This window comes from Butyrivibrio sp. (genome assembly GCF_017940685.1).
Classification (GTDB): Bacteria; Bacillota; Clostridia; order Lachnospirales; family Lachnospiraceae; genus Butyrivibrio.
Genome location: NZ_JAGAYD010000210.1, coordinates 1 through 6,357, shown reverse-complemented (window position 1 = coordinate 6,357; position 6,357 = coordinate 1). Strand labels below are relative to the sequence as shown.

The following is a 6,357-nucleotide window of genomic DNA, read 5'->3' as shown; positions in this document are numbered from 1 at the left end:
TAGGTGGTTGTGCCATGAATCTAACAAACAAAGAACCTATGGCACGTAAAATATACAAGGTGTTTGTTCCCAAGCGCCACAAGCGCATATATAACACTTAAAGTATGCCGAAGGGATTTCCCGACGGAGTAGCGGCACAGTGAACGTGCCTTACTATACCGCATGGTATTGTAGAAACCATTTCCGATAACATCGGTCATGGTAGTTCATTCTCTTTTCTCCATGATCAGAATTTTAAAATCCCATTGCAGCAGCCACAATCCCCGCCTTTTCCTTACCTACAAGCATTTCCAGTAAGGAAATTGCAACATGCGGAGCTGTTTCAGGACAAAAACTTGTTATTATGTTCTGATCGATCACAACACTCTGATCAGGTATTACCTCTACCCCAAACTTAGAAAGCTGCTTCTGTCGTCTGCCATCTCCCAAATGATATGTTGTAGCTTTTCTTCCCTTAAGAACGCCACTTGCGCCAATCGGAAGCGCCCCAACACAGATAGAAGCTATATATTTATGTGCACTATCAAAATCTCGAATAAGATTCAAGAAACGTTCATCATATGCATCTTCGTAGAATCCGAATTCTTCAAATCCACCGGGAATTGCAAGTGCATCATATTCGGAGATATCTATCTCTTCATAGGTCTTATCAACCAAAACCGGGATTCCAAAAGTAGATACAACAGTCTTAGTAAAACCTGCAGTAACCACTTCGACCTCCATACCATGGTCATTTCTTGCCCATCCCATCACATCGACAAATGGCGCAAACTCCATGGTTTCAAATCCCTTACAACAAAACAACAATACTTTCATTCATTTCCTCCCATCGCGGACCACTTCAAGTCACCCTTCCTGCTTTGCAAAGTAATGTTCCTTGGCATAGGCAAACATCTCATTAAAATTCTTTATTGCCTCTTTACCTGTAGGGTGCTCCGGTTCGCTCATATCAAATGCATGATACATTCCTTCGTAGACATCAACTTTAGCCTCTACGCCTGCAGCCTTTAGATCATCGATGTACTTCAGTGTTTCGCAATAGAAAGGCTCTGCAGTACATACAAATGTATAAGCAGGTGGAAGGTTTGAATAATCAGTCTGCCTTGAAGGAGCTGCATATGGAGACACCTCCTTCTTGGCATCTTTTCTTAAATATACAGCCCAGGCCTGATGGTTCCTTCTGGTATTCCAGACCTTGGCATGGTTATCCTTAGAACTTTCTGTATCGAAATTGTCAATCATTGGATACAGCGGCATTTGAAAAGCGATCTTCACTTTGCCCTTATCTCTTGCCAGCATTGAAACAGCTGCAGCAAGTCCTCCTCCGGCGCTTTCACCGCCCACCATTATCTGGTCCGGGTTTATTCCCAGCTCTTTTGCATGATCCTTGATGTACAAAAGCGTGGCATAGCAGTCATTAAGTGCTGTCGGATATGGATGAAACAGCGACAGATGATAGCCGGGCGCTATCACAACCGCGCCGTGATTTCTCACAAGATCAGCTGCCCGTCCGATATAAGCCATCTCTTTCATTCCGGTCATGTATCCGCCACCGTGGATCCACATAACTCCTGGAGCATTTTCTGGTTCAGATAAGGGCTTTAATATCAAAAGAGGAATCCTAAGCCCGTTTGCTTCAATGTGGATTCGTTTGCTGCGAATCCCTTTTGTGCTAAAACTGTACATTCGGCAATTCACCTTTCTGCCATTTTTCTATATAGTCTGACTGCAATAAAGGCGCTTACAACAGTCCAGAATGCAGCCCAAACTTCAGCTGACCAAAGCGGAACAGCACCCCTTTGATATAGTGCTGCAAAAGTATCCATCAGCATATGCAAGGCAATTGCCAGTGGAAGATATCTCTTTTCCCCACTGACCACGCCGTAAAATACAATTACAGTAAGCGAGATATGTAATACCATCGCAAATAGTCTCTCAATGACATTCATTGCCATCATTCCGTAGTCAAACGCAGCTGCCGCCTTAACTGTTGGAAGTGCCATGGCAGCGGTTTCTTCTGTGATATTTAGTGAAGCAAGTGCTACATCTAATGGTCCATTGGTGATGGTGAACATGATCGCAACCACAAGACAGGTAATTATCGAAGGCAAAATAACTCCCAATATCTCAATGCCTCCGTGACCTATTCCGTACAGAACTGCATTTTCACGGGTTCGATTCTTTTTCATGATATATTTGAGGACGATATGCCTTCCGCATTCCTCAAAGACGCCTGCCATCGTGACTCCATAAATCACATAAGCAATTGTACTTCCGGTGATGAACCTTGAAACTGGGTTGTCCATGATTATGCAGAAATAGTGCACTCCCAGCTCCAACACCCGGGCAGAGACCATGAAGCCAACAATTCCCGCTATCAGATAGCTGATATTTGTCTGCTGCTTGTTCTTTACTCGCCAATAAATGAAGAAACAGACGGTCATCGCAATCATTAGAATAATTGTGATGCTCAGAGCAGGAATGCTGCTCTTTCCCATTACAATACTTTCAAATTCTTTCATACCACGCACTCCTCCCACTTACACAAATTCATATCTCTCCAGAAAAACATCTATATGCTTTTCAATTATCTGAAGGGCCTCCTTCTTTTTCCTGGGTTCTCTATCTATGAGCTGGACCATGATCGTAATTGGGGATATGAATTCAAGAGCAATAATATCTGCATCTCCCTGCATCATCTGTCCGCGTTCCATCATCTTTTTAAAGATCGATGCATAGATACTCTGAAGGTACGTGAGCTGATGCCTGGTAGTGAGCCCCGCCAATGTGGAATTTCTGAATTGTTCCATGGTAATGAGTCTTCGCATCTTTTTCGCAGTATCATTTTTCAGTGTGAACTGCAGAGATTTCAAACTATATGCCTTAAGCTCAGCTCCTGAATTGATCATATCCGGCAATTCCCTGGTTATTCCCATGCCCTTTATGTACTCATCTTCTGCAGTATCAACAACCGCTTTTAAAAGATCCTCTTTATTCTTGAAGTATTTATAAATGGTTGGTCCCTTTATTCCGATAGATTCCGCTATCTCATCGACACTGGTCCCATCGTATCCTTTTACAGAGAACAGATCTCTTGCTGCCCAAATCAAAGGTTCCTTAGCGTTAGTTCTTGCCATATAGCCCCCTTCTTGCCCTGTGTTTTCTAACTATAGTTACCAATTATATTCTAACGACCGTTCACTGTCAACGAATCAGCTTTCCCAGTACTACTCTGCATAACGCAAAAAAGTTCACAGCTCCGAAACCAGAACTGCGAACTTTTCTTCCTTTTTTCACCACTTATATCCCACGCCATCCTCAACAAAGTGCCATCTCGTCCCAGCGTGCTTCACGAGAAGTGGCATATCTTCAAACTGCTCTTTTGTAAGGAGCACATAGAACTGCTCGTCCTTAAGATAGTAGTGCACTATATACGCATGAATATAGGCTTCAGGATTCACTTTATCCGGACTTCCCATATCAGTAGCGGAATCACCATTATTACACTCAAAATTAATAACGTAGTCATCCGCAATAGCAGACACATCTTCGCGGATCACATTCCCATTAAGGTCAGCCACCTTGTAAAAATACCTTAAGGTATTATGCTCCGGATGATCATCGCTTCTATCCACAACCCGCTTCTCTTTTGCAAGAACAAGAACTTCTGCAAAAGTGGTCTTTCCTTCATCTATAGATGCAGCCAGTTGTTTCTTGGTTCCTCCGCCAAAAAGACCTGTCTTAACATTTCTTATTTCCTCTGCCTTTTTAGCCGGTACAGGATGGAACTCTAAAGTAGTAACACTTGGCCTGTTCTTGTTGATGTTATAGTCACTGATTGCACCAGAGAGCTGATCATCAACAAGCTTGTCAAATGCCTTATCGAAAATACCGTCCATATCAAATGTTCCCATAGCCTGCCTCCTTTTTCATGTAGTTGTAGGCTTCTTTTTTAGCTTCTCAATCATACCAGCCATAGACATAAAGCTCTCAGTTTTTACTATTGCAATCCCTTGCCCTTCGTCGCCTAAAACCACCAATTGGTCTCCGGCAGATATATCAAAAAGCTTCCTGGCCTTAGCCGGAATAACAATCTGGCCCTTGTCTCCTACTGTAACCAGTCCAAATAGATGCTTTCCCTTGGGAGGAACAGCAAGGCCCAGATTGTCCTCAGACTCGTAATTAGCAAGGTCATCTAAAGACACTCCGAAAATATCAGCCAGCTGCTTGCATTTATCAAGATCAGGAATACTCTCTCCTGCTTCCCATTTTGCCACAGATTGTCTTGTAACGCCAAGCTTTTCAGCAATATCCTCCTGCGTCATCTGCAGCATTTTCCGCATCTGAACCAGATTATCCTTAAACATGGATCATTTCTCCTTTTTAATTCCCAAAACTGCCCACCTGAAAAACGGTATCCTTGAAATAATGGCATATAGACCGTATCCAAATATAAATCCCGCAACAAGGCTTAAAATGTAGCATACAGGAGCTGGCATAAGTCCGGGTTTTGCAATAAACAACGCTACAGAAGATATCCCAAGGTAATGGAATACATATAGTCCAAAGCTATGTCCTGACATCCATTTTGAGAAAGGACCTGAAAAATCTCCAAAACGAGCCATTCCAGCAAGCATTGCCAGAGAGCCAGCGTACGCATCAACCGCATACAATAGGCCTCTATTAATGGGCTTGTCTGCATAGTTTTCGCCAAAATACATAAAAGCAAATACTGCACAGATCGCACCAGCAAGCACGATCAGAGGTACTGCTATCTTCTTTAGCCTTTCGATCACCTCATCATGTGAGAACACGAAATATCCAAGCGCAAAGAACACGAAATAAAAAGCAATCCTATAAACTGAGACTATTGGAGTATTAAGGATCTGGGCTGCGCCCCAGATTGGGAAAAGAAAAAGTGCCACAAGCCACAAAGGAGTCTTGGCCCCAACTTCCAGAAGCCTACCTTTTTCTATCTTTCTGATAAGCAAAAGCACCACACAATATACCCACAGAAGGTGCATGTACCATAGAACTCCGCTTCCGGAAGCAACCATGATCAGATAGATCATCGGCTTTGGAACGCCTGCAGCCGCAAGTCCCTCAAAGCCTCCTCCAAGTGACATGCTGACGTACCCTTGAATAAACTGAAATACAAACAGACCAATAGTTGACGGAACCAGGAGTTTTAAAGTCCTGGACCTGAAAAACTCTTTTTCTGAATGCGAATCAAGGTACAACCTGGCGCTGATCCCGGAAACGACGAAAAGGACCGGCATAAACCAGGGATATACCAGATACTGAAAAATATCGTAGTATTGAACCTTAAGATTTGTGATCTTACCTAATCCGCCAAGCACTCCCTCGGCGTTATACATGTAAAACACGTGATAGATCACAACAATGATAACTGTGATCCAGCGTAAATTGTCCAAGTAGTGTTTTCTCATACTTATCCCACCTTTGCAATAAATTTTAACATAATGTTATTGCTAAGATAAATATGTGTCTACCAACCATGATTAACATTTTAGTATGGTTTGTGTTAAGAATCGTTGCAGTGAGCAATACTATTCACAGGCTCTCCTATCTGCAATCGGGTAAACATCTCTTATATGCTGCCTTATGGCCTCTCCTGAGGCTTCAGGGCTTTCACTGTATCTGGATGTAACATGCTCGTAGCCCCAGATGGTCTCAGGCTTGGTATAGATTGCTATGGGCCATCCATAGAACTCGCCTTTTTTGTTCCTGCGCTGTCTGAAGTCCTTTACACAGAGATAAGTCTTCATCTGAAGGCTGGTAAGAGTGCCTTCAAAGCCCTTTTCTCCGCCCTTTCCAAAGCCTGCCCTGGCCTTTATCTCATTTGAGTAGATCTCATCCTCTTCTTCAAAGAGGTCCATTATCTTTTTCTGACGCCTTGATGCCTTTTCATCGTCCCACAGGGCATCAAAATCGTAGCCTTCCCGCCTGTAATTGGCAAAATACGGAAGCCACTTCTTTGAGATAAAGCCCGCCTTTTTATCAAAAAACTTACCATAGGCAAGTTCTCCGCTTCTTGCGATCTCTTCTCGCCACTCCCAAGGATCAACCTTTGGATCCCCGCACCACCAATACTCCGGAACTGTCCGCTCTTCAAGGGAAAATCCGGGAATATCATTTTTAAAAAGAGGCAAAAACCCCACTTCGTTTATATAGCCAATCGCGTCCTTAACAGTATGAAGGCATTCAGGATCATCCCAGTCAACGCCATACATTATCCATGTTCCATTTTCGTTTCCCATAATCGTTACCTGCAAGCATTTAGCTGTTTTGCTCGTTTTGTTCGTTAATGAACTGCTCCAGGATCTCCGCAGCATC

At 43.2% G+C, this 6,357-nt stretch carries 8 protein-coding genes; all 8 read right to left on the bottom strand.

Annotation, left to right across the window (positions count from 1 at the left end; translation table 11 throughout):
- Positions 1 to 234: 234 nt before the first annotated feature.
- Positions 235 to 816, bottom strand: coding sequence for a DJ-1/PfpI family protein (locus tag J6I68_RS12735; protein WP_292220856.1), 582 nt, complete (start codon positions 814 to 816; stop codon positions 235 to 237).
- Positions 817 to 846: 30 nt separating this feature from the next.
- Positions 847 to 1,686 carry an alpha/beta hydrolase gene (locus J6I68_RS12730; RefSeq protein WP_292220854.1) on the bottom strand — a complete coding sequence of 280 codons (840 nt, stop codon included), beginning with the start codon at positions 1,684 to 1,686 and terminating at the stop codon, positions 847 to 849.
- Positions 1,687 to 1,694: 8 nt separating this feature from the next.
- A complete protein-coding gene (locus tag J6I68_RS12725; RefSeq protein WP_292220852.1) occupies positions 1,695 to 2,522 on the bottom strand; it encodes a YhfC family intramembrane metalloprotease in 828 nt (275 codons plus the stop codon).
- Positions 2,523 to 2,540: 18 nt separating this feature from the next.
- A complete protein-coding gene (locus tag J6I68_RS12720) occupies positions 2,541 to 3,137 on the bottom strand; it encodes a TetR/AcrR family transcriptional regulator (protein WP_292220850.1) in 597 nt (198 codons plus the stop codon).
- Positions 3,138 to 3,293: 156 nt separating this feature from the next.
- The gene (locus J6I68_RS12715; protein WP_292220848.1) at positions 3,294 to 3,914 is read right to left on the bottom strand and encodes a hypothetical protein; all 621 of its coding nucleotides are present in this window, start codon (positions 3,912 to 3,914) and stop codon (positions 3,294 to 3,296) included.
- A 15-nt stretch (positions 3,915 to 3,929) separates the two neighbouring features.
- Complete coding sequence (locus J6I68_RS12710; protein ID WP_292220846.1) at positions 3,930 to 4,367, bottom strand: helix-turn-helix transcriptional regulator; 438 nt, start codon at positions 4,365 to 4,367, stop codon at positions 3,930 to 3,932.
- 3 nt (positions 4,368 to 4,370) lie between these two features.
- Positions 4,371 to 5,450, bottom strand: coding sequence for an acyltransferase family protein (locus tag J6I68_RS12705; protein WP_292220844.1), 1,080 nt, complete (start codon positions 5,448 to 5,450; stop codon positions 4,371 to 4,373).
- 120 nt (positions 5,451 to 5,570) lie between these two features.
- Positions 5,571 to 6,281 (bottom strand): AlkZ-related protein, encoded by a 711-nt coding sequence (locus tag J6I68_RS12700; RefSeq protein ID WP_292220842.1) that lies wholly within the window; start codon positions 6,279 to 6,281, stop codon positions 5,571 to 5,573.
- Positions 6,282 to 6,357 lie beyond the last annotated feature (76 nt).

Excerpts from the sequence above, each read along its gene's own strand:
- J6I68_RS12735 (WP_292220856.1), bottom strand. The coding sequence starts at position 816 with ATGAAAGTATTGTTGTTTTGTTGTAAGGGATTTGAAACCATGGAGTTT.
- J6I68_RS12730 (WP_292220854.1), bottom strand. The coding sequence starts at position 1,686 with ATGTACAGTTTTAGCACAAAAGGGATTCGCAGCAAACGAATCCACATT.
- J6I68_RS12725 (WP_292220852.1), bottom strand. The coding sequence starts at position 2,522 with ATGAAAGAATTTGAAAGTATTGTAATGGGAAAGAGCAGCATTCCTGCT.
- J6I68_RS12720 (WP_292220850.1), bottom strand. The coding sequence starts at position 3,137 with ATGGCAAGAACTAACGCTAAGGAACCTTTGATTTGGGCAGCAAGAGAT.
- J6I68_RS12715 (WP_292220848.1), bottom strand. The coding sequence starts at position 3,914 with ATGGGAACATTTGATATGGACGGTATTTTCGATAAGGCATTTGACAAG.
- J6I68_RS12710 (WP_292220846.1), bottom strand. The coding sequence starts at position 4,367 with ATGTTTAAGGATAATCTGGTTCAGATGCGGAAAATGCTGCAGATGACG.
- J6I68_RS12705 (WP_292220844.1), bottom strand. The coding sequence starts at position 5,450 with ATGAGAAAACACTACTTGGACAATTTACGCTGGATCACAGTTATCATT.
- J6I68_RS12700 (WP_292220842.1), bottom strand. The coding sequence starts at position 6,281 with ATGGGAAACGAAAATGGAACATGGATAATGTATGGCGTTGACTGGGAT.